The sequence below is a fragment of the Streptomyces sp. AC1-42W genome (assembly GCF_003248355.1).
Taxonomy (GTDB): Bacteria; Actinomycetota; Actinomycetes; order Streptomycetales; family Streptomycetaceae; genus Streptomyces.
This window is the reverse complement of sequence record NZ_QKWY01000001.1, coordinates 1,840,190-1,860,483: the sequence shown is the minus strand read 5'-3', so window position 1 is coordinate 1,860,483 and position 20,294 is coordinate 1,840,190. Positions and strand designations below refer to the sequence as shown.

The following is a 20,294-nucleotide window of genomic DNA, read 5'->3' as shown; positions in this document are numbered from 1 at the left end:
CTGAGGTGAATTCCGGATGTCGTACCCCTTTCGTACTGCTTTCGAGGGGGGCGGAGCGGGTGAATCCGACCGGCTGCCGGAAGGGACACCACGCCCCCCGCGTTGTCCGCGCGGGCGGCCAGCAGGCAGGATGACCGGCATGACGCACGCGATGGTGAAAGGCTCGAACGTCCCCCTCGACGCCATGGCCGTACGGGCCGTGCTGCGCTGGACGCCGGGCGCCGGGGTGCCCGACGTGGACGCCTCGGCCCTGCTGCTCGGCGCCGGCGGGCGCGTGCGCTCGGACGAGGACTTCGTCTTCTACAACCAGCCGCGCCATCCGTCGGGCCTGGTGCGCAGGCTGCCCAAGCGCAGTCTGCCGGAGGGCCTGACGGACACCATCGAGGCCGATCTGAACGCGCTGGACCCGTCGGTCGACCAGGTCGTCATCGCCGCGTCCTCGGACGGGGCCGCCTTCGAGCACGTACGCGATCTGCGCATCCTCATCTACGACGCGGCGGCGGCCGGCGGCGAACCGCTCGCCGTGTTCGACGTGCGCGCGGAGACCGGCGAGGAGACCGCGATCATCTGCGGCGAGCTGTACCGGCGCGGGGACGGCTGGAAGTTCCGGGCGGTCGGGCAGGGCTATCCGACCGGTCTCATCGGCCTGGCGACCGCGTTCGGCATCTCGGTCGACGAGGCGGAGCCCGAGCCGCAGCCCCAGGCCCCGGCACAGCCCGAGCCGCAGTACCGGCCGGACCAGGCGCCGCCCGCTCCCGCGTTCCCGCCGGCTCCGGCGCCCGCGCCCGACTCGCAGGCCACCGTGCTGCACCAGCAGCCCTCGTACGGCTATCCGCAGCCCGCCGCGGCCCCGGCCCCGCAGCCCTCGTACGGCTATCCCCAGCCGGCCTCGCCGCAGCCCGCCTACGGCTACCCGCAGCCCGCCCCGGCGGCCGCGCCGGCGCCCGACCCGAACTTCACGCTGCCCCCGCAGGGCCCACAGTTCATACGGCCCTGAGAACGGCACGCGGCGACGGGACACGCTCAGGTGCGGGTCTTGTAGCCGCGGCCCCACTGCATGCCGAAGCCGTACATCCGGTCCAGCTCGGACTGGAAGCCGTAGACGAACTTCACCTCACGCCGCACGATCAGCTCGTCCTTGACGTTCTCCAGCGTGAACACCGCGCAGGAGCGGGCCTGCGGGGCGCGCTCGTCCAGCTCGATCTCGATGCTGGGCCCGTTGCCGGGATAGAGGGTCACCTTGGCGTGCGTGCGGTCGAAGGCGGGCGTCTGGTCGTAGATGTAGACGAAGCACATCAGCCGCTTGATGTGCTCGCGCTGATCGATGTTGACGTAGAGGGTCTCGCCGGAGGGGGCTCCGAAGCGGTCGTCGCCGCTGAGCCTGATGTACGGCGGCCCGTTCAGATCGCCGAGCAGGTTGCCCAGCGGCTGCACCACGCCCTTGGTGCCGTCCGCCAGCTCGTACATGCAGCCCAGGTCCAGGTCGACGTTGACCATGCCCTGGGTGTGCGCCTGGACGGCCTCCGGCTGGAACAGCTTCAGTGGGTGCAGCAGCCGGCCGCTCTGGCGGGAGCGGCCCCCGATGTCCGAGGTGCGCATGCGCCAGGAGAGGTTCACCCGGAGGTTGCCGCTGAGCGCTCCCTGCTTGGTCAGCGAGACCGTGGCGTGCCGCCGGGTCAGCACGATGGAGTTGGTGGCCGCGCTGCCCGCTTCGAATCGTGTGTCCCGCCCCGGCCACAGGCTGTCCCAGAACGCCATCCCCGACCCCGCCCCTTTCTCGGTCCCTCACCCGTCGCATGCGGCGCATACGGCGCATACGGCGCACGCACCACCGCGGGGCGGCTCCGGGCCGTCTCCGGGGTGTCCCGGAGCCGTTGCCGTACGAGCCGCCCCGCAGAGAGCGTTCCCTCCATACCTACCGGGTCACACCCCGGCGGTCACTTCGGTGCTGCCTTCCTCCGCCTCCAGCGCCTTGTTGCGGCGGACCGAGGACCAGAAGGACCAGGCGATCAGGACGACACCGATCAGACCGGTGATGATCTCGTTGATCTCGTACTGGATGGTGACGAGCAGCAGGACCGCCAGCGCGCCGATCGCGTAGTGCGCGCCGTGCTCCAGGTAGACGTAGTCGTCCAGGGTGCCCTGGCGGACCAGGTAGACCGTGAGCGAACGGACGTACATGGCGCCGACGCCGAGGCCGAGGGCCATGAGCACGATCTCGTTGGTGATGGCGAAGGCGCCGATCACGCCGTCGAACGAGAAGGAGGCGTCGAGCACTTCCAGGTAGAGGAACATGAAGAACGCGGCCTTGCCGGTGAGGGCGATGGCCGAGACCTTCTTGCCGCTGCGCTTGGCCTCTTCCTCCGCCTCGTGCTCGCGCTCCTCCTCCTCTTCGAGTTTGTCCTCGAAGTAGCCGGAGAGCCCGCCGACGATCAGATACGTGATCAGACCCGCGACGCCGGAGAGCAGGACGGTCGCCGCCTTGTCCGCGTGGCCGCCGCCGTGCTGGTGGGCCTGCGTGGCGACGGTCAGGGAGGCGATCAGCAGAACGATCAGCGCGACGCAGACCGACAGCATGTCGACCTTGCCGAGCTTGGCGAGCGGGCGCTCGATCCAGCGCAGCCACTGGATGTCGCGCTCCTCGAAGATGAAGTCGAGGAAGATCATCAGCAGGAACATGCCACCGAAGGCGGCGATCGCCGGGTGGGCGTCCGTGACCAGCTGCTTGTACTGGTCCGGGTCGTTGAACGACAGGTCGATCGCGTCGATCGGGTTCAGACTCGCCGTGACAGCCACGATCACGACGGGGAAGACCAGCCGCATACCGAAGACCGCGATCAGGACGCCGATCGTGAGGAAGATCTTCTGCCAGAAGGCAGACATCTTCTTCAGGATTCCGGCGTTGACCACCGCGTTGTCGAACGACAGCGAGATCTCCAGGACGGACAGGATCGCCACCACACCGAAGGCTTCCCACCCCCCGTAGAAGAATGCGGCCACAAGACCGGCCACGGTGATCGCGAACGACCACCCGAAGGTTTTCAGAAGCACTGGCTACCCCATCATGTATGTAACGGGTCTCCCCCGATGTGCACGGGGCTCCCCCGCGCCGTGCGCGGCTTTACGAAACGTTGACCCCGAAGTCTAGAGCGATGCCGCGCAGCCCCGACGCGTACCCCTGACCAACTGCACGGAACTTCCACTCGCCGTTGTAGCGGTAGAGCTCGCCGAAGATCATCGCGGTTTCCGTCGAGGCGTCCTCGCTGAGGTCGTACCGTGCCAGTTCCTGGCCGTCGGCCTGATTGACGACGCGGATGAACGCGTTGCTGACCTGGCCGAACGTCTGGCCGCGGTTGTCGGCCTCGTGGATCGAGACCGGGAAGACGATCTTGTCGCAGTGGGCCGGCACCTGCGTGAGGTGGACGATGATCGACTCGTCGTCGCCCTCGCCCTCACCCGTGAGGTTGTCACCGGTGTGCTCCACGGAACCGTCGGGGCTCGTGAGGTTGTTGTAGAACACGAACCATTCGTCGCCGAGCACCCGGCCGGACTGGCACAGCAGCGCGCTGGCGTCGAGGTCGAAGTCGGCCCCGGTCGTGGATCGTGCGTCCCAGCCGAGACCGACCAGCACCTGGGTGAGATTGGGTGCGGCCTTGGAGAGGGAGACATTGCCTCCCTTGGCGAGCGTGACGCCCATGGTGTGTCCTCCCCGAGTTGGTGAACCGTCTTTTGTACCGGACGGAGCCGCCGGCCGCACGTGTTCGGCCGGCGGCTCCGTCCGCCCTGCGCGTCCGGCGCCGCACGTGGTGCGGCGCCGGACGGATGCTGATGCCGGGGCCGGGGCCCCAGGGCGACTCAGACGTTGACGCCGAAGTCCTGCGCGATGCCGCGCAGACCGGAGGCGTAGCCCTGGCCGATGGCCCGGAACTTCCACTCCGCGCCGTTGCGGTACAGCTCGCCGAAGACCATGGCGGTCTCGGTCGAGGCGTCCTCGGACAGGTCGTAGCGGGCGAGCTCGGTGTTGTCGGCCTGGTTGACGACGCGGATGTACGCGTTGCGGACCTGGCCGAAGCTCTGCTGGCGGGACTCGGCCTCGTAGATCGAGACCGGGAAGACGATCTTGTCGACGTCGGCCGGCACCGTGGCCAGGTTGACGTTGATGACCTCGTCGTCGCCCTCGCCCTCACCGGTGAGGTTGTCACCGGTGTGCTCGACGGAGCCGTCGGGGCTCTTGAGGTTGTTGAAGAAGACGAAGTTGCCGTCGTTGGCGACCTTGCCCTCGGCGTTCGTCAGCAGAGCACTGGCGTCGAGGTCGAAGTCCCCGCCGGTGGTGGTACGGGCGTCCCAGCCGAGACCCACGATGACCGCGGTCAGGTTGGGCGCGGCCTTGGTCAGCGAGACGTTGCCGCCCTTGCTGAGGCTGACTCCCACGAGTCCTCCCATTGGTTTCTTGGGGGCCGGCCGGTGCCGGCGCCTCCACGTCGTGTTGACATCGGATCAACGAGTGGATACTAGTGACCGGTTCCCGGCCTCAACAGGCATTCGGGCCTCGGGTCTCCGGTCTGCGGTCCACTCCCGAACCGGTTTTCAGAGCGCGCCGAGCGCCTTGACGTAGTCGTTGAGGTCGCGCGCGTCGGGCAGCCCGTTGACGACCGTCCAGCGCACCACGCCCTCCTTGTCGATGATGAAGGTGCCGCGCACGGCGCAGCCCTTCTCCTCGTCGAAGACGCCGTACGCCCGCGAGGTCTCGCCGTGCGGCCAGAAGTCCGACAGCAGCGGGTACTCCAGGCCCTCCTGCTCGGCGAAGACGCGCAGGGTGTGGATGGAGTCGTTGGAGACGGCGAGCAGCTGCGTGTCGTCGTTCTCGAACGTGGGCAGCTCGTCGCGGAGCGCGCACAGCTCGCCCGTGCAGACGCCGGTGAAGGCGAACGGGTAGAACAGCAGCACCACGTTCTTCTCACCGCGGAAGTCGGAGAGCTTCACGGTCCGGCCGTGGTTGTCCTTCAGCTCGAAATCCGGGGCCTGGGTGCCGACCTCGATCGCCATGGAAACGCGTCCCTTCGCTACATCACCGGGCTGGGCTGTCCGGGTGACCCCCACCCTACGCAGAGGAGGGGGCCGCCCGTGCGGCACCCGGTAAAGCGGGACGCACGAAGACCCCCGGCCGGCGCGATGCCTGTCGGGGGCCCTCAGTGGTCGGAGCGGTCAGCGCTTGGCCTTGGCCGCTTTGGGCGTGACGAGTCGGCTTCCCGACCAGTCCTTGGCCGCGTTGACGCTCTTGGTCTGGGTGAGACCGGCGGTCTGCGAGGCCTCGTTGATGTCGCTCGGCTCGACGTATCCGTCGCGGCCGGTCTTCGGCGTCATCAGCCAGATCTCGCCGCCCTCGTCGATCAGACCAATGGCATCCACCAGCGCGTCCGTAAGGTCGCCGTCCTCGTCGCGGAACCAGAGCAGGACGACGTCGGCGATGTCGTCGTACTCCTCGTCGACGAGGTCCTGGCCGGTAATGGCCTCAATGCCCTCACGGAGCTCATGCTCGACGTCGTCGTCGTAGCCGATCTCCTGGACCACCTGTCCGGGCTCGAACCCCAGGCGTGTCGCCGGGTTGGTCCGCTCCTCCGCGTGGTCCGCGGTCGCGCTCACGGGTTGCCTCCTGATCATGTTTCGGAAAATGCTTCAGCCACGCGCGTGCGCGGGGCGCTGGCCGTAGTCCACACGGGAGCGGCGGATCGCGCAAGTACCCAGCGTACGAGACCGCCTAAACGGTGACGATTCCTCCCACGTCGCCGTCCTGTCGGCGGTCCTCCACGAGGGCCCGCGCGCTTTCTCCGCTCCCTGTGCGACCTACGTCCATGGACAGCTTATGCCGTTTCGCGTCGGCATCCGGAGCCGAGCCGTGTTTGGGAACACTTGGACGCCTTGGGCGTATGGTTACGGTCCGTCCTCGGTCATCCCGACTGTCCCTCCTGTCCCGACACCTTCTGCTGCACCGATACCCACTCGGCGGCGGTCCATCCGCCCCGGCCGGACCGGGTCCGGAACGCGTGCGCGGTTACCTCTCGGTAGAGATGACGTAAGCGTTCCAGCGGTACACGATGGGGAAGGCGTACACATCGATACGGCCGGGGGCAGGACTCCCGCAGCAGACCCCGAAGCGCAGCACCGAACAGCGAAGGAACAGCGTGGCTTCCGGATCAGATCGCAACCCGATCATCATTGGCGGCCTTCCGAGTCAGGTCCCGGATTTCGATCCCGAAGAGACCCGTGAATGGCTCGACTCCCTCGACGCCGCCGTCGACGAGCGCGGCCGTGAGCGGGCCCGCTATCTCATGCTCCGGCTCATCGAGCGAGCGCGCGAGAAGCGTGTCGCCGTGCCGGAGATGCGCAGCACGGACTACGTGAACACGATCGCCACGAAGGACGAGCCGTTCTTCCCCGGCGACGAGGAGATCGAACGCAAGATCCTCAACGCGACCCGCTGGAACGCGGCCGTGATGGTGTCGCGCGCCCAGCGGCCGGGCATCGGCGTGGGCGGCCACATCGCCACGTTCGCGTCGTCCGCCTCCCTGTACGACGTGGGTTTCAACCACTTCTTCCGCGGCAAGGACGACGGCCGGGGCGGTGACCAGATCTTCTTCCAGGGGCACGCCTCCCCCGGGATCTACGCCCGCGCGTATCTGCTGGACCGGCTGAGCGAGGCGCAGCTCGACGCGTTCCGCCAGGAGAAGTCGAAGGCGCCGAACGGGCTGTCCAGCTACCCGCACCCGCGGATGATGCCGGACTTCTGGGAGTTCCCCACGGTGTCGATGGGGCTCGGCCCGCTCGGCGCGATCTACCAGGCGCGGATGAACCGCTACATGGAGGCGCGCGGCATCGCCGACACGTCGGACTCGCATGTGTGGGCGTACCTGGGCGACGGCGAGATGGACGAGCCGGAGTCGCTGGGCCAGCTGTCGATCGCCGCCCGCGAGGGCCTGGACAACCTGACCTTCGTCGTCAACTGCAACCTCCAGCGCCTCGACGGGCCGGTGCGCGGCAACGGCAAGATCATCCAGGAGCTGGAGTCCCAGTTCCGGGGCGCCGGGTGGAACGTGATCAAGCTGGTCTGGGACCGGTCCTGGGACCCGCTGCTGGCGCAGGACCGCACGGGCATCCTGGTCAACAAGCTGAACACGACGCCGGACGGGCAGTTCCAGACGTATGCGACGGAGACCGGCGCGTACATCCGGGAGCACTTCTTCGGCGACGACCCCCGGCTGCGCGACATGGTCAAGGACATGACCGACCAGCAGATCCTGCACCTGGGGCGCGGCGGCCACGACCACCGCAAGGTGTACGCGGCCTACGCGGCGGCCAAGGCCCACAAGGGCCAGCCCACGGTGATCCTGGCGCAGACGGTCAAGGGCTGGACCCTCGGGCCGAACTTCGAGGGCCGCAACGCGACCCACCAGATGAAGAAGCTCACCGCCGAGGACCTGAAGCGCTTCCGGGACCGGCTGCACATCCCGATCGCGGACAAGGAGCTGGAGGACGGCAACCCGCCGTACTACCACCCCGGCCGCGACACGGAGGAGATCCAGTACATGCACGACCGCCGCAAGGGTCTGGGCGGCTACGTCCCGACCCGTGTGGTGCGTGCGAAGCCCCTGGCGCTGCCCGGCGACCAGGCGTACGCGGCGGCGAAGAAGGGTTCGGGGCAGCAGTCGATCGCCACCACGATGGCGTTCGTCCGCATCCTGAAGGACCTCATGCGGGACAAGGAGATCGGCAGGCGCTTCGTGCTGATCGCGCCCGACGAGTACCGCACGTTCGGGATGGACGCCTTCTTCCCGAGCGCGAAGATCTACAACCCGCTCGGGCAGCAGTACGAGTCGGTGGACCGCGATCTGCTGCTCGCGTACAAGGAGTCGCCGACCGGTCAGCTGCTGCACGACGGGATCTCGGAGGCCGGCTGCACGGCCTCGCTGATCGCCGCCGGTTCGGCGTACGCCACGCACGGCGAGCCGCTGATCCCGGTGTACGTCTTCTACTCGATGTTCGGCTTCCAGCGCACCGGCGACCAGTTCTGGCAGATGGCCGACCAGCTCGCCCGCGGCTTCGTGCTCGGCGCGACCGCCGGCCGGACGACGCTGACCGGCGAGGGCACCCAGCACGCCGACGGGCACTCGCAGCTGCTGGCCTCGACCAACCCGGCCTGTGTGGCCTACGACCCGGCGTTCGGGTACGAGATCGCGCACATCGTCCGGGACGGGCTGCGCCGGATGTACGGCGGGACGCCCGAGGAGAACGAGGACGTCTTCTACTACCTCACCGTCTACAACGAGCCGATCCAGCACCCGGCGGAGCCGGCCGACGTGGACGTCGAGGGCATCCTCAAGGGCGTCCACCGCTACCGGAGCGGGGAGAAGGGCGAGATCCCGGCCCAGATCCTGGCCTCCGGGGTTGCGGTGCCGTGGGCGGTGGAGGCCCAGCGCATCCTCGCGGACGAGTGGAACGTACGGGCGGACGTCTGGTCGGCGACCTCCTGGAACGAGCTGCGGCGCGAGGCCGTGGACGTGGAGCGGTACAACCTGCTGCACCCGGAGGAGGAGCAGCGCGTCCCGTATGTGACGCGCAAGCTGTCCGGGGCGCAGGGGCCGTTCGTGGCGGTGTCGGACTGGATGCGGTCGGTCCCGGACCAGATCGCCCGCTGGGTGCCCGGCACGTACCAGTCGCTGGGGGCGGACGGCTTCGGCTTCGCGGACACGCGGGGCGCGGCGCGGCGGTTCTTCCACATCGACGCGCAGTCGATCGTGCTCGCGGTGCTCACGGAGCTGGCGAAGGACGGGAAGATCGACCGTTCGGCGCTGAAGACGGCGGTCGACCGCTACGAGCTGCTGGACGTGGCCTCGGCCGATCCGGGGGCCGCGGGCGGAGACGCGTAACGCCGTGTCCGGAACGGGGCGGCGGTGCCCGCAAGGGTGCCGCCGCCCCGCGGCGCGTCCGGGCCCGTTCAGTTCTCCCACACCTTGAAGGCGCGGACCTGGTACGGGGAGCGGGGCAGCCAGGTGCCGCCGCCCGGGTAGGTCTCGAACTCGCCGGTCTCCTGGCACTCGGCGGACTGGTAGGTCGTGACGGGCCGGCCGGTGCGGTTGGCGAGGGACTGGGCGGTGGTGCCGGGTTTCAGCGGCACGCAGCTCTCGATGTCGATGGTGGACAGCTCATGGGTCTGCCGGGCTCCGGTGAAGTCCGGCTTCGTCCAGAGGCAGAGCTGTCCACTGGCGCAGTCCCCGAGGCGGACGGGCGCGGCGGCGGGCACTGCGGCCCCGGCGGGCACGGCGGCTGCGGCCGACGCCGCCGCTCCGGCGGTCGCGGGCGTGAAGAGGGCCGTGGTGATCAGGGCGACGGCGGCCAGGGCGGTCGCGGCAAAGGTCGTACGCATGCGAGATGAACCCCCGTGGTGATGGAACCTGTGAGGGGAGCGTCCACCGGTGTGGATCTCCCGCCATCCACCCTGCGTGATCACGGAGAGTAATCGGAAGGGTTCGGAGCGGGATTCACCCGTACAGGTGACGGCCCCGCCGGATCGCTCCGGCGGGGCCGTGGTGCGCGCGGGGCCGTAGTGCGCGCGCGGGGGTGTGGTGTGCGCGGGGCCGTGGTTGCGCCCAGGGGCGTGCCGCGGCCGTCAGATGTGGCCGCCGCCCATGCCCGCCTCCGCGTTCTCGCCGCGCTTGGTCAGCGTGGCGACGAGGGCGGCGATCACCGCGACGATTCCGGCGACCATGAACGCGGTGCTCATGCCGGAGACGAACGTGTCGTGCGCGACGCCCACGATCTTCCCCGCGATCTCCGGCGGGGTCTTCTCGGTGACCGGCGGCATGCCGACCTTGATGGCGGAGGACGCCTGTTCGAGCTGCTCGGGGGTCAGCTGCTGCAGCCCGGCGTCCTTCCAGTTGCCCGGCAGCGCGGAGTCGACGCGCGAGGCCATGATCGCGCCGAGCACCGCCGTACCGAGGCTGCCGCCGACCTGCATCGCGGCCTGCTGGAGGCCACCGGCGACGCCGGACAGCTCCATCGGGGCGTTGCCGACGATGACCTCGGTGGCGCCGACCATGACCGGGGCGAGGCCGAGGCCGAGCAGGGCGAACCAGATCGACATCGTCAGCGTGCTCGTGCCGACGGTCAGCTGGGACATGCCGAAGCAGGCGACGGCGGTGCAGACCATGCCGCCCACCAGCGGGACGCGCGGGCCGAACTTGGTGATCAGGGCGCCCGCCACCGGCGAGGCGACGATCATCATCGCGGTCAGCGGCAGCAGGTGCAGGCCCGCGTCCACGGCCTTCATGCCGTGCACGTTCTGGAGGTAGAAGGTGACGAAGAACAGGCCGCCCATGAACGCGAAGGCCATCAGCACCATCAGCACCGTGCCGGCGGAGAGCGGGACGGAGCGGAACATGCCCAGCGGGACCAGCGGCTCCCGCACCCGCTGCTCGACCATCGCGAACGCCAGGAACAGGACGGCCGCGCCGACCAGGTAGCCGACCGTCTGGAGGTCGCCCCAGCCCCACTCGGCGCCCTTGATCAGCGCCCAGATCAGGCAGAACATCGCGCCGGACAGCAGGACGATGCCCGCGATGTCGAAGGAGCGCGGCGCGTTCTCGGCGCGGTGGTCCTTGAGGATCAGGATGCCGAGCACCAGGGCGATCACGCCGACCGGCACGTTGATGAAGAAGACGGACTGCCAGCTGACGTGCTCGACGAGCACCCCGCCGAGGATCGGGCCGCCCGCGGTCGAGGCGCCGATCACCATGCCCCAGATGCCGATCGCCATGTTCAGCTTCTCGGCCGGGAACGTGGCGCGCAGCAGCCCCAGCGCGGCCGGCATGAGCAGCGCGCCGAAGAGGCCCTGGAGCACCCGGAAGGTGATGACGAGGGCGACGCTGTCGGACAGCCCGATGGCGCCCGAGGCGGCCGCGAAGCCGACGACACCGATGAGGAAGGTCTGGCGGTGACCGAAGCGGTCACCCAGCTTGCCCGCGGTGATCAGGGAGACCGCGAGGGCGAGCATGTAGCCGTTGGTTATCCACTGGACGTCGGCGAGCGAGGCGCCGAGATCCTGCTGGATGGCGGGGTTGGCGATCGCGACGATCGTGCCGTCGAGCGCGACCATCATCACGCCGATGGCCACGGAGAACAGCGTCAGCCAGGGGTGGCCGCGCAGCCCTCCGGCCGGTGCGGGACCGGGGCCCTGTGGGTCCCGCGGAGCCTTTTCGACGGTGGTCTGACTAGTCATACGCGCGAGATTAGTGTCAGCCGCTGACAGTTGACAAACCATTTCACTATTCGGTAACTGTCACGTAGCTCACAGGTAGGCTGAGCTGGACAAAGCAGGGAAAAGAGGACCAGTTCAGTGACCGAAGGGCAGCCGTCCGCGGCCCTCCCGACGGGGCTGCGCGAGCGCAAGAAGCGGCGTACCCGCGACGCGCTGCTCGTCGCCGCCCTCGAACTCTTCACCACCCACGGGTACGAGGAGACCACCGTCGACGAGATCACCGACGCGGTCGAGGTCTCCCAGCGCACCTTCTTCCGCTACTTCGCGGGCAAGGAGGCCGTCGTCTTCGCCGTGCAGGACATGGTGGAGTCGCACTTCCTCTCCGAACTGCGCCAACGGCCCGCCGGTGAGGCCCCGTTCGAAGCCATGCGCCAGGCCGTGCTGTGCGCCTGGAACGATATCGGAGCGACCGTGGAGTCCATCATCCCGGTCGAACTCCACATGCGGGCCTACCGGATGATCGAGTCCACCCCGTCGCTGCTCGCCGTCCATCTGCACCGCGGCATCCAGCTGGAGAACCGGATCGCCGAACTGATCGCGGGGCGCGAGGGGCTGGACATGGCCCGCGACCCGCGCCCCCGGGTCGCGGTCGCCGCCTTCTCCGGCGTGACGCGGGCGGCCGGCCAACTGTGGGGCCAGGGGCGGGACGCCGGGATGGATTCGCTCCGCACGCTGACCGAGACCTACCTCGACGCGCTCACCCCGGCCCTCGCCGGGGACTGGCGCGCACCGTAGAGCGCCACCAACGTACAAGCGCCGCCCACGCACGCAGCGTGAGGCGATCGCCGTGTCATTCCGCACAGTCGGGTGATGTGCGTCACCCCGCTCCCGAACCGGCCCCGTGCGTCTCCTAGGGTGGTCCGGAGTGACTTCCTTCGATTCCTCCCCCACGCTCACCGCCTGGCGCGCGCTGCTCGCCCTGGCGGTCGTCTTCGTGATGCTCGCGACCACCGGCTGGACCGCCGTACGCCATCAGCGTTCCACCGACGGCCGCGCGCTCGCGCTGGCCGCCTGGGCCAAGGGATCGATAGCGGGCCGGCCGCTGCCCGACGCCGCGGCCCCGCCGTACAAGCTGGCGTACTTCTTCGGCACGCTGACCGCCGCGCAGCGCGACCACCTCGCCGACACCTACCCGCTGGTGGTCGGCAACCTCAACGGCGCCCCGGTCACCACCCGTTACCGGGCGAACCGGCGGGCGATCGTGCGGGCGAGCGCGGTCGAGCGCGAGCGCGTCCACGACACCAGGCTCTCCCCCACCGGCCGCGCCCGCGCCCAGCAGCGCCTGGACCGCTTCCGCTCGATGCTCGGCCGGGACCGGCACTTCCTGGCGTTCGACCCGTCCGGGCGCGGGCTGGCCGCCGAGGTCTTCGGCGACCTCGACCGGGCCGGGCGCATCTCGCTCGTCGTGCCCGGCGTGGACACCGGCCTGCTGACCCTGGAACGCACCGGCGCGAAGGTCAACGCCGCGCCCGTCGGCATGGCCCGAGCGCTGTACGCCGCCGAGCGCGCCGCGGACCCCGGGGTGCGCACCGCCGTGATCGCCTGGGCCGACTACACCACGCCGGTGGGCATCGGGATGGACGCCGCGACCGGCACCCTGGCCGAACGCGGGGCGGTCCGGCTGGACGCGCTGGTCCGGGCGCTGCCGGGCCCCGCGCCCGTCTCGCTGTTCTGCCACAGCTACGGCTCCGTCCTGTGCGGGGTCGCCGCGAGCAGGCTGCCCGGCCGGGTGGCGGACATCGCGGTGGCCGGCAGCCCCGGCATGCGGGCGGACAACACCGCCGAACTGCACACCCGGGCGCATGTGTGGGCGATGCGCGACAGCGGCGACTGGATCGAGGACGTGCCGAACCTGGAGATCGGCGGCCTGGGCCACGGCGCCGACCCGGTGGACCGGGGCTTCGGCGCCCGCGTCGTCTCGGCGGACGGGGCGATCGGCCACAGCGGCTACTTCGTGCCCGGCACCGAGAGCCTCGACAACTTCGCCGCCATCGGCGTGGGCGCGTACACGTCGGTGACCTGCGCGTCCGCCGACAACTCCTGCAACGCCGGGGTGTACGCCGACGCGCCTGCCTGACGCGCGTAGAGAAAACCGCCTCCGATGGCCGGAAGCGGTCGCTTCGGAGAGGGGACGGGGCGGGTAAGTGCCGCATACGATGAGGCCCATGGGTGATGTGCTGGCCGGAATTCATGCCACCTGGGAGTTCGACACCGACTCCGTGCTCATCCGCTACGAACGGGGCATCCGCACGCCGAGACTCCTCCAGAGCCTCCGCGAGCGCCGCATCCCGCACGCGGCGCTGTCGTCGGTGACGCTGACTCCGGGCAGGCGGGGCACCGTGGTGCTGCGTGCCGTGCCGCGCCCCGGCGCCGATCCCCTCCTGGAGGCCGCCGCCGGGCAGTTGAAGGACGGCTGCGACCCCTACCGGCTGGTCCTGCCCGCCGCCCGCGAGACCCTCGCGGAGTACTACGCGGACGAACTGCGGGCCTGTCTCGGCGGGGACGCGGCCCGGCCCGCCGACCGCTTCCTGGTCGCCGCCCCCGAGGCCCCGATGCAGTTCAAGGCGTACGACGGCCGGGCGGGCTTCGACGGCGAGCGGATCTCCTTCCGCTGGTTCTGGACGGGCGCGTCCTCCGAGAAGTGGAAGGCCGGCGACCAGACGTTTCCGGTCACGGACCTGTGCGGGGTCGAGTGGCGCTCGCCGGAGGGCTTCGAGGGCTATCTGCGACTGCTGCCCAAGGGCTCCGACCCGCTGGGGCCCGCGTCCGGCGGGCTCACCGGGCCCGCGTCCGGCGGCGGGCCGCGGTCCGGCACGGCGACGGGCGTCCAACCGGTGATACCCCGGCCCGCGCGCGCCGACCAGGACCCCGCCGCGGTGATCTTCGGGCTCGGCTACGGCCCGGTCCACGAGTCGCTGCCCTTCGCGGCGGCCGTACTGGAATCCGTACGCAGGAAACAGTCCGGGCCCCCGCTCACCGCGCCCCACGCCACCGCCGCTGTCGCCCGGCGCGACCCGGCGGACATCGCGGAGCGCATCCATCACCTCGGTGAGCTGCACCGGGCCGGCCTGGTGACCGACGAGGAGTTCAGCGCGAAGAAGGCGCAGCTCCTCGCCGAGCTGTAACGGCCGTCCCGCCCATGACCGAGCCGATAGCGGGCCCCGCGCCCGTGCGCGCGGAAGCGACCCGCGCCGAATCAGGCGTGGGCCGCTTCCTCATTGTTGTCCCGCGCCGGGCTTCGTGTCCTCGACGGCGATGCGTTCCGGATCCCGGCTGAGTGCGTCAGGGGGTCAGTACCCACTTCTGATTGGCGAGACCATTGCAGTCCCAGATGACCAACTGGGTGCTGTCGGCGGTGCTGAAACCGGGGTCAGTAAGGCACTTGCCGGAGTTGACGTTCTTCAGCGACCCGTTGGCCTGGGGAATCCACTGCTCACTGAGGCTGTCGGACAGACAGTCGTAGATCTCCACCTTGGTCCCGTTCGCGGTGCCCGCCCACACGACGTTCAGGCACTTGCCGAGCCCCCTCACGGTGTGGTCCGATCCGAGAGTCCACCACTGGGCGCCGGTGCCGTTGCAGTTGTAGATCTGGACGGGCGTGGCAACCGTCGTCCTCGACTTGCGGATATCCACGCACTTGCCGCCGTATCCGACGAGCCGCCCCTGGCTGCCCTGGACACCCACGACCACGGCACGGAGCAGATTGCCGGCATACGAGCCGGGCTGGGAGCACAGGCCGGTCGACGTTCCGTTGCCCGTGACCACCCCGCCGAAGGCCTCGTATTCCACGGGCCATCCGTTGACCACATAGAAGCAGCCGATCTCGGTACGCCACATCGTGCCCGGCGACACCCCGGTGCACGAGACGGAGCCGACGGGACCGTTACGGTGCGGCGAGCAGTTACCAGGGCTTGCCGCGTGGGCGGTGGCCGGGAGGGTCAGGGCCGCGAACACGGCCATCAGGATCGTCATCAACATCGACGATGCGCGTCTCGGAACACGTCTCACTGAGAACCACCTTCCTTTCGGGAGAAGTTGTGAAGAGGACTCGCGAAACCTGTGGAATTGTTGTGGGCATATCAATCACTGTCAACGCACTCCCTTGCTATGGCCGGATTTTGCCGGGCAGGGGATCGGCGATACACCGTCATGCGCCTTGCCGGTGCGGCGCCGTCATCGAGCCCGAGGGGCCGTCATCCCGAAGCACGGGAAATACGGCGGTTCGAAGCGCATCTCACCAACCGCCCGCAGAAAATGTCCGAATACCGCTCCCCGCAGGACCGGCCCGGGAGTCGACCGGACCGGGCGCCGCCCACCCACCCCGCACACACGCGGCCGGCCCGCCACCGCCGAAGCCGCGCCCGACCGGCGAGCTCGTTGGTTCCGCGGCCACCGCCCTCCGACGCCGTACGGGCTCGCGCTCCGCTGTCGGTACGCATCCGTCCCGCGGCTCGCGACCCGACCGGCCAAGGCACCCGCAGCCGGTCCGCGCGGCCGCTACTCGCGGGCGAGCGCGGTCAGGCTCATGTCCGGGTAGCGGTCGCCGGCGACCCGGCCGGCGATCGGTTCGAGGAGGGCCAGTTCGTCGTCGGTGAGCGTGATGCGGGTGGCGGCCGCGTTCTCCCGGAGGCGGTGGCTCCTGCGGGTGCCGGGGATCGGGACGACGGCGATCCCGTGGACCCGGGCGCGCTGCTGGACCCAGGCGAGCGCGATCTGCCCCGCGGTCGCGCCGTGCGCGGCGGCGATCGTGCGGACCGGTTCCAGGAGGGCCGCGTTGGTCTTCGCGTTCTCGCCGGTCATCCGGGGCTGCGAGGCGCGGAAGTCGCCCTGCGACAGCTCCTTGCCCGCGTCCGCGAAGGACCCGGTGAGGAAGCCCCGGCCCAGCGGCGAGTACGGCACGACCGTGACGCCCAGGTCGGCCGCGGCCGCCACCGCGCTGCGCTCCACGTCGCGGCTGAAGAGGGACCACTCGGACTGGAGGGCGGCGATGGGGTGCACCGCGTACGCCTCGCGCAGTTCGGCTCCGGTGACCTCGCTGAGCCCGAGCTGCCTGACCTTGCCCTCCTTCACCAGCTCGGCCATGGTGCCGACGGACTCGGCGAACGGGACGGCCGGGTCGTGGCGGTGCATGTAGTAGAGGTCGATGACCTCGGTGCCGAGCCGGCGCAGGCTGGCCTCGACGGCTGTGCGGATGTAGGCGGCGTGGTTGTTGACGCCCCGGTAGTCCGGGTCGGCCTCGCGCCGCTCGATGCCGAACTTGGTGGCGAGGGTGATCTCGTCGCGGTGCGCCCCGACGAACGGCGCGAGGAAGGTCTCGTTGGCACCGCTGCCGTAGATGTCGGCGGTGTCGAAGAGGGTGACGCCCACCTCCAGCGCCGATTCCAGCGTCTCGCGGGCCGAAACCTCGTCGGTGTCGCCGTAGAACTCGCTGATGCCCATGCAGCCGAGGCCCTGGACCCCGACCCGCGGGCCGCCCCTGCCGAGCTCCGCGGTGGCGATCTTGTCGTCCGTCATCAGGCACCGGTTCCTTCCGGCGCCCGCCGGGCGCCCGCGTAGAAGTCGATCTTGTAGTCCAGCACGGCCAGGGTGTCCTGGAGCTCCGCGATCCGCGTCCGCACGTCGCGGCGGGTCGCCTCCAGCAGTTCCTGGCGTTCCTCGAAGGTGTGGTCGCCCTCGCGTATCAGCTCCGCTTGACATCCTCTCCGCCCTAAAGGACTCCGTTGGGGAATGCAGAAACTGGCGTCGTCGACTCGTTGTGGTTGGCATGATCGTTCTGTTCGTTGGAGCGAGGGGTGGGCTGGGTGTCGTTGGAGTCCCGGGATGACCGTGGGGTGCCGGAGCTGACCGCTCGGGTGGTGCGGGCGGCGTTCCCGAAGGGCACGCTTGCGGTGCGGGTGCGCGAGGCTCTCGGCTCGCTGTTCGAGGACGGGTCCTTCGCGGAGGCGTTCGCGAAGCGGGGGCGTCCGGCGGTCTCGCCCGGCGCGCTGGCGCTGGTCTCGGTCCTGCAGTACGCAGAAGGGCTCACCGACCGGCAGGCCGCTGACCAGGTGCGGGCCCGTATGGACTGGAAGTTCCTCCTCGGCCTGGAACTGGACGACCCCGGGTTCGACTTCTCTGTCCTGAGCGACTTCCGCGTCCGACTGATCGAGCACGGCCTGGAGGAGAAAGCCCTGGACCTGGTCCTGGAGCGGATCTCCGCGCTTGGGCTGCTGCGGTCGGGGGGCCGTCAGCGCACCGACTCCACCCATGTGCTGGCGGCGGTGCGGACACTGAACCGGATGGAGTTCGTCGGCGAGACCCTGCGCGCCGCGCTGGAGGCGCTGGCCGTGGCTGCCCCGGACTGGCTGAGCGGGTTGGTCACCGCCGACTGGGTCAAGCGCTACGGCGCCCGGGTCGACTCCTACCGGTTCCCCAAGGGCGAGAACGTCCGCGCGCAGTGGGCCGAGCAGGTCGGCCGGGACGGCTTCACCGTCCTTGAGGCCGTCCATGCCCCCGGGGCCCCCTCCTGGCTGCGGCAGATCCCGGCCGTCCAGGTCCTGCGCCGGGCCTGGGTCGAGCAGTACCACCGCGACAGCGAGGGGGTGCACTGGCGGGAGGGCAAGGACCTCCCGCCGGCCAGACGTCGGCTCTCCTCGCCCTACGACCCCGACGCCCGCTACGGCGTGAAGCGGGGATCGGGCTGGTGCGGCTACAAGACCCACCTGAGCGAGACCTGCGAACCCGACGCCCCGCACCTGATCACCCATGTCTGCACCACGGACGCCACCGTCGCCGACACCGAGATCACCGAGGCCGTCCACCAGGGCCTGGGACAACGGGAGTTGCTTCCCGACGAACACGACGTGGACGCCGGCTATGTCACCGCCGCGCACATCGTCACCGCCCGGGACCAGTACGGGATCGAGCTGGTGGGGCCGGTCGGCCTGGACACCTGCCACGAGAACCATGACGGCGAGCACTTCACACAGAGCGCGTTCACCATCGACTGGAACGCCAAGACGGCCGTCTGCCCCCAGGGCAAGGTCAGTGCCAGCTGGTCCGATCAGCGCAAGAGCAGCGGCACACCCGTCTCGCGGGTGCACTTCACCGCTCAGGACTGCGCGGCCTGTCCGGTGCGGGACAAGTGCACCAGGGCGTCGAACGGCAAGTGGGGCCGAAGCCTCACCCTGCTGCCCCGCGAGCAGCAGCAGGTTCTCGACCAGCGCCGCCGGGAACAGCGAACCGAGGAGTGGAAGAAGCGGTACGACATCCGGGCCGGTGTCGAGGGCACGATCTCGCAAGCCGTCCGCCGCACCGGCATCCGCCACACCCGCTACACCGGGCAACGCAAGACCCACCTCGGCAACGTCCTCGCAGCCACCGCCATCAACATCATCCGACTCGACGCCTGGCTGAACGGCACCCCCCTCGGCCCAACACGCACCTCCCACCTCGCCGCACTCACCCTGACAGCCTGACCACCAGCCCCGTTTCTGCATTCCCCAACGGAGTCCTAAAGGGCGGAGATTCCCGCCTGCTTGCCGGTGGTCACCGGCTGGGGCTTCGGGTGGGTTCCTGTTTCTTCGCGCTGTGCCGGGACAAGTCCCGGTCCTACCTGCGCTCCGCAGGCTGACACCGCCAGTCCGGCGGCCTTGGCGACGTTGACCGCCGCGTTGATATCCCGGTCCAGGACGGTCCCGCACGCCCCGCACGTCCACACGCGGACATTCAGGGGCTTCGGGCCGTCCTTCACGCCGCACTGCGAGCACACCTGTGATGTCGGCTCGAAGCGGCCGATCTTCACGAAGGTGCGCCCGTACCGAGCGGCCTTGTACTCCAGCATGTTCACGAACGCCGACCATCCGACGTCGTGCACGGACTTGGCCAGGCGTGTGCGGGCGAGCCCCTTGACCGCCAGGTCTTCCACGGCGACCGCTTGGTTCTCGCGGATCAGCTTCGTGGAGAGCTGGTGGTGGAACTCACGCCGCGCATCCGCGACACGGGCGTGTGCTCGTGCGACGCGGACCCTGGTCTTATCCCTGTTCTTGCTGCCTTTCTTCTTGCGGGACAGCTCCCGCTGCGCCTTCTTCAGGCGCTTCTCCGCCCTGCGCAGGAAGCGCGGGTTGTCGATCTTCCGGCCGTCGGAGAGGACGGCGAAGTGCCCGATTCCGAGATCGATGCCCACCACGGGCACAACCTCGGACAGCACCTCTTCCGGGCCGGTCTCCACGACGAAGCTCGCGAAGTACCGGCCCGCACTGTCCTTGACCACTGTCGCCGTCGACGGCACCGAAGGCAGGGAACGGGACCACTCCACCTTGACGTCGCCGATCTTCGGCAGGCGCAGTCTCCCGCCGGTGGTGACCGACCAGCGGGCGTTCGCGGTGAAACGGACCGCCTGCCGGGCATCACGCTTCGACTTGTACCGGGGCGCGCCCATGCGGGGGCGCTTGCCCTTGAGCCCGTCGAAGAAGTTACGGTACGCGGCGTCCAGGTCGCGGAGGGACTGCTGGAGAACGACCGCTGACACTTCGCCGAGCCAGGCCCGCTCCGGGGTGTCCTTCGCTGCAGTGATGAGCTGTTTCGACAGGTCGCCGGCCTTCGGGAACGGCAACCCCTCCACACGGGCGGTCTCCCGAGCGCGGAGCGCGTCGTTGTAGACCACCCGCGCGCACCCGAACGCTCTCGCCAACGCCGTGCGCTGACCGGCGCTCGGGTACAAGCGGAAGCCGTACCGAAGCCGCATAGGGCCAACCTGGCATCAATATGGGACCAGTGCCAGAATGGTCCCATGACGAAGCATGTGAACCTGCGCCTACCCGACGACGTGCACAGCCTGGCCGTCGATGCTGCCACCGCAGACGACCGCTCCCTGAACTCGTGGCTGATCGCCGTGGTGCGCCGAGCCGCCAAGTCGGCCCGGACGAACAGTGAAGATCCGGGCCCACAGTCGAGGTCAGAGCAGTCTTGAGATTCGCTTCACCACCGGGCCGAAGCCCGGTGC

Annotated in this window: 18 protein-coding genes and 1 pseudogene; 7 read left to right on the top strand and 12 right to left on the bottom strand. The window is 69.6% G+C overall.

The window, feature by feature from the left end; translation table 11 throughout:
- Positions 1-139: 139 nt before the first annotated feature.
- Positions 140-997, top strand: coding sequence for a TerD family protein (locus DNK56_RS08430; RefSeq protein WP_111331995.1), 858 nt, complete (start codon positions 140-142; stop codon positions 995-997).
- Between the two features lie 26 nt (positions 998-1,023).
- Here DNK56_RS08430 and DNK56_RS08425 read toward each other — a convergent pair whose 3' ends face one another.
- From DNK56_RS08425 to DNK56_RS08400, 6 genes are all read right to left on the bottom strand, one after another.
- Positions 1,024-1,758, bottom strand: a complete 735-nt coding sequence (locus tag DNK56_RS08425) for a TerD family protein (protein WP_111331993.1) — start codon at positions 1,756-1,758, stop codon at positions 1,024-1,026.
- Positions 1,759-1,923: 165 nt separating this feature from the next.
- Positions 1,924-3,051 (bottom strand): DUF475 domain-containing protein, encoded by a 1,128-nt coding sequence (locus DNK56_RS08420; RefSeq protein WP_111331990.1) that lies wholly within the window; start codon positions 3,049-3,051, stop codon positions 1,924-1,926.
- A gap of 70 nt (positions 3,052-3,121) precedes the next feature.
- Complete coding sequence (locus DNK56_RS08415; protein ID WP_111331987.1) at positions 3,122-3,697, bottom strand: TerD family protein; 576 nt, start codon at positions 3,695-3,697, stop codon at positions 3,122-3,124.
- A gap of 158 nt (positions 3,698-3,855) precedes the next feature.
- Positions 3,856-4,431 (bottom strand): TerD family protein, encoded by a 576-nt coding sequence (locus tag DNK56_RS08410; RefSeq protein ID WP_111335597.1) that lies wholly within the window; start codon positions 4,429-4,431, stop codon positions 3,856-3,858.
- A 156-nt stretch (positions 4,432-4,587) separates the two neighbouring features.
- The gene (locus tag DNK56_RS08405) at positions 4,588-5,046 is read right to left on the bottom strand and encodes a peroxiredoxin (RefSeq protein ID WP_111331985.1); all 459 of its coding nucleotides are present in this window, start codon (positions 5,044-5,046) and stop codon (positions 4,588-4,590) included.
- A 159-nt stretch (positions 5,047-5,205) separates the two neighbouring features.
- Entirely contained in the window at positions 5,206-5,643 is a 438-nt protein-coding gene (locus tag DNK56_RS08400; RefSeq protein WP_111331982.1) for a DUF3052 domain-containing protein, read from the bottom strand.
- A 539-nt stretch (positions 5,644-6,182) separates the two neighbouring features.
- On the opposite strand from DNK56_RS08400, the gene aceE reads away from it, so the two are divergent.
- On the top strand, positions 6,183-8,924 hold the full coding sequence (gene aceE, locus DNK56_RS08395; protein ID WP_111331980.1) for a pyruvate dehydrogenase (acetyl-transferring), homodimeric type: 2,742 nt from the start codon (positions 6,183-6,185) through the stop codon (positions 8,922-8,924).
- 68 nt (positions 8,925-8,992) lie between these two features.
- Here the strand turns inward: aceE and DNK56_RS08390 are convergent, their stop codons facing one another.
- Together DNK56_RS08390 and DNK56_RS08385 are read right to left on the bottom strand one after the other, a co-directional pair.
- Positions 8,993-9,421, bottom strand: a complete 429-nt coding sequence (locus tag DNK56_RS08390; protein ID WP_111331978.1) for a peptidase inhibitor family I36 protein — start codon at positions 9,419-9,421, stop codon at positions 8,993-8,995.
- 243 nt (positions 9,422-9,664) lie between these two features.
- Entirely contained in the window at positions 9,665-11,272 is a 1,608-nt protein-coding gene (locus DNK56_RS08385; RefSeq protein ID WP_111331976.1) for an MFS transporter, read from the bottom strand.
- A gap of 117 nt (positions 11,273-11,389) precedes the next feature.
- On the opposite strand from DNK56_RS08385, the gene DNK56_RS08380 reads away from it, so the two are divergent.
- The 3 genes from DNK56_RS08380 to DNK56_RS08370 all read left to right on the top strand — a co-directional run bounded on the left by DNK56_RS08380 (position 11,390) and on the right by DNK56_RS08370 (position 14,436).
- A complete protein-coding gene (locus tag DNK56_RS08380) occupies positions 11,390-12,046 on the top strand; it encodes a TetR family transcriptional regulator (RefSeq protein WP_111331974.1) in 657 nt (218 codons plus the stop codon).
- A 130-nt stretch (positions 12,047-12,176) separates the two neighbouring features.
- On the top strand, positions 12,177-13,388 hold the full coding sequence (locus DNK56_RS08375; protein ID WP_111331972.1) for an alpha/beta hydrolase: 1,212 nt from the start codon (positions 12,177-12,179) through the stop codon (positions 13,386-13,388).
- A gap of 88 nt (positions 13,389-13,476) precedes the next feature.
- Complete coding sequence (locus DNK56_RS08370) at positions 13,477-14,436, top strand: DUF4429 domain-containing protein (RefSeq protein ID WP_111331970.1); 960 nt, start codon at positions 13,477-13,479, stop codon at positions 14,434-14,436.
- Positions 14,437-14,593: 157 nt separating this feature from the next.
- Here the strand turns inward: DNK56_RS08370 and DNK56_RS08365 are convergent, their stop codons facing one another.
- The 3 genes and pseudogenes from DNK56_RS08365 to DNK56_RS08355 form a co-directional block, all read right to left on the bottom strand.
- Positions 14,594-15,283, bottom strand: coding sequence for an RICIN domain-containing protein (locus tag DNK56_RS08365; RefSeq protein ID WP_241989806.1), 690 nt, complete (start codon positions 15,281-15,283; stop codon positions 14,594-14,596).
- Between the two features lie 525 nt (positions 15,284-15,808).
- Entirely contained in the window at positions 15,809-16,825 is a 1,017-nt protein-coding gene (locus DNK56_RS08360; protein ID WP_111331967.1) for an aldo/keto reductase, read from the bottom strand.
- Positions 16,825-17,001 (bottom strand): annotated as a pseudogene (locus DNK56_RS08355) (MerR family transcriptional regulator); the annotation flags it as partial. The pseudogene DNK56_RS08355 and the gene DNK56_RS08360, both read right to left, overlap by 1 nt.
- A 111-nt stretch (positions 17,002-17,112) precedes the next feature.
- Here DNK56_RS08355 and DNK56_RS08350 point away from each other — a divergent pair.
- On the top strand, positions 17,113-18,768 hold the full coding sequence (locus DNK56_RS08350; RefSeq protein WP_111335593.1) for an IS1182 family transposase: 1,656 nt from the start codon (positions 17,113-17,115) through the stop codon (positions 18,766-18,768).
- A gap of 35 nt (positions 18,769-18,803) precedes the next feature.
- On the opposite strand, the gene DNK56_RS08345 is transcribed toward DNK56_RS08350, so the two are convergent.
- Positions 18,804-20,036 carry an RNA-guided endonuclease InsQ/TnpB family protein gene (locus DNK56_RS08345; RefSeq protein ID WP_111331964.1) on the bottom strand — a complete coding sequence of 411 codons (1,233 nt, stop codon included), beginning with the start codon at positions 20,034-20,036 and terminating at the stop codon, positions 18,804-18,806.
- A gap of 45 nt (positions 20,037-20,081) precedes the next feature.
- On the opposite strand from DNK56_RS08345, the gene DNK56_RS08340 reads away from it, so the two are divergent.
- Complete coding sequence (locus tag DNK56_RS08340) at positions 20,082-20,261, top strand: Arc family DNA-binding protein (protein ID WP_241989804.1); 180 nt, start codon at positions 20,082-20,084, stop codon at positions 20,259-20,261.
- Positions 20,262-20,294: the final 33 nt, after the last annotated feature.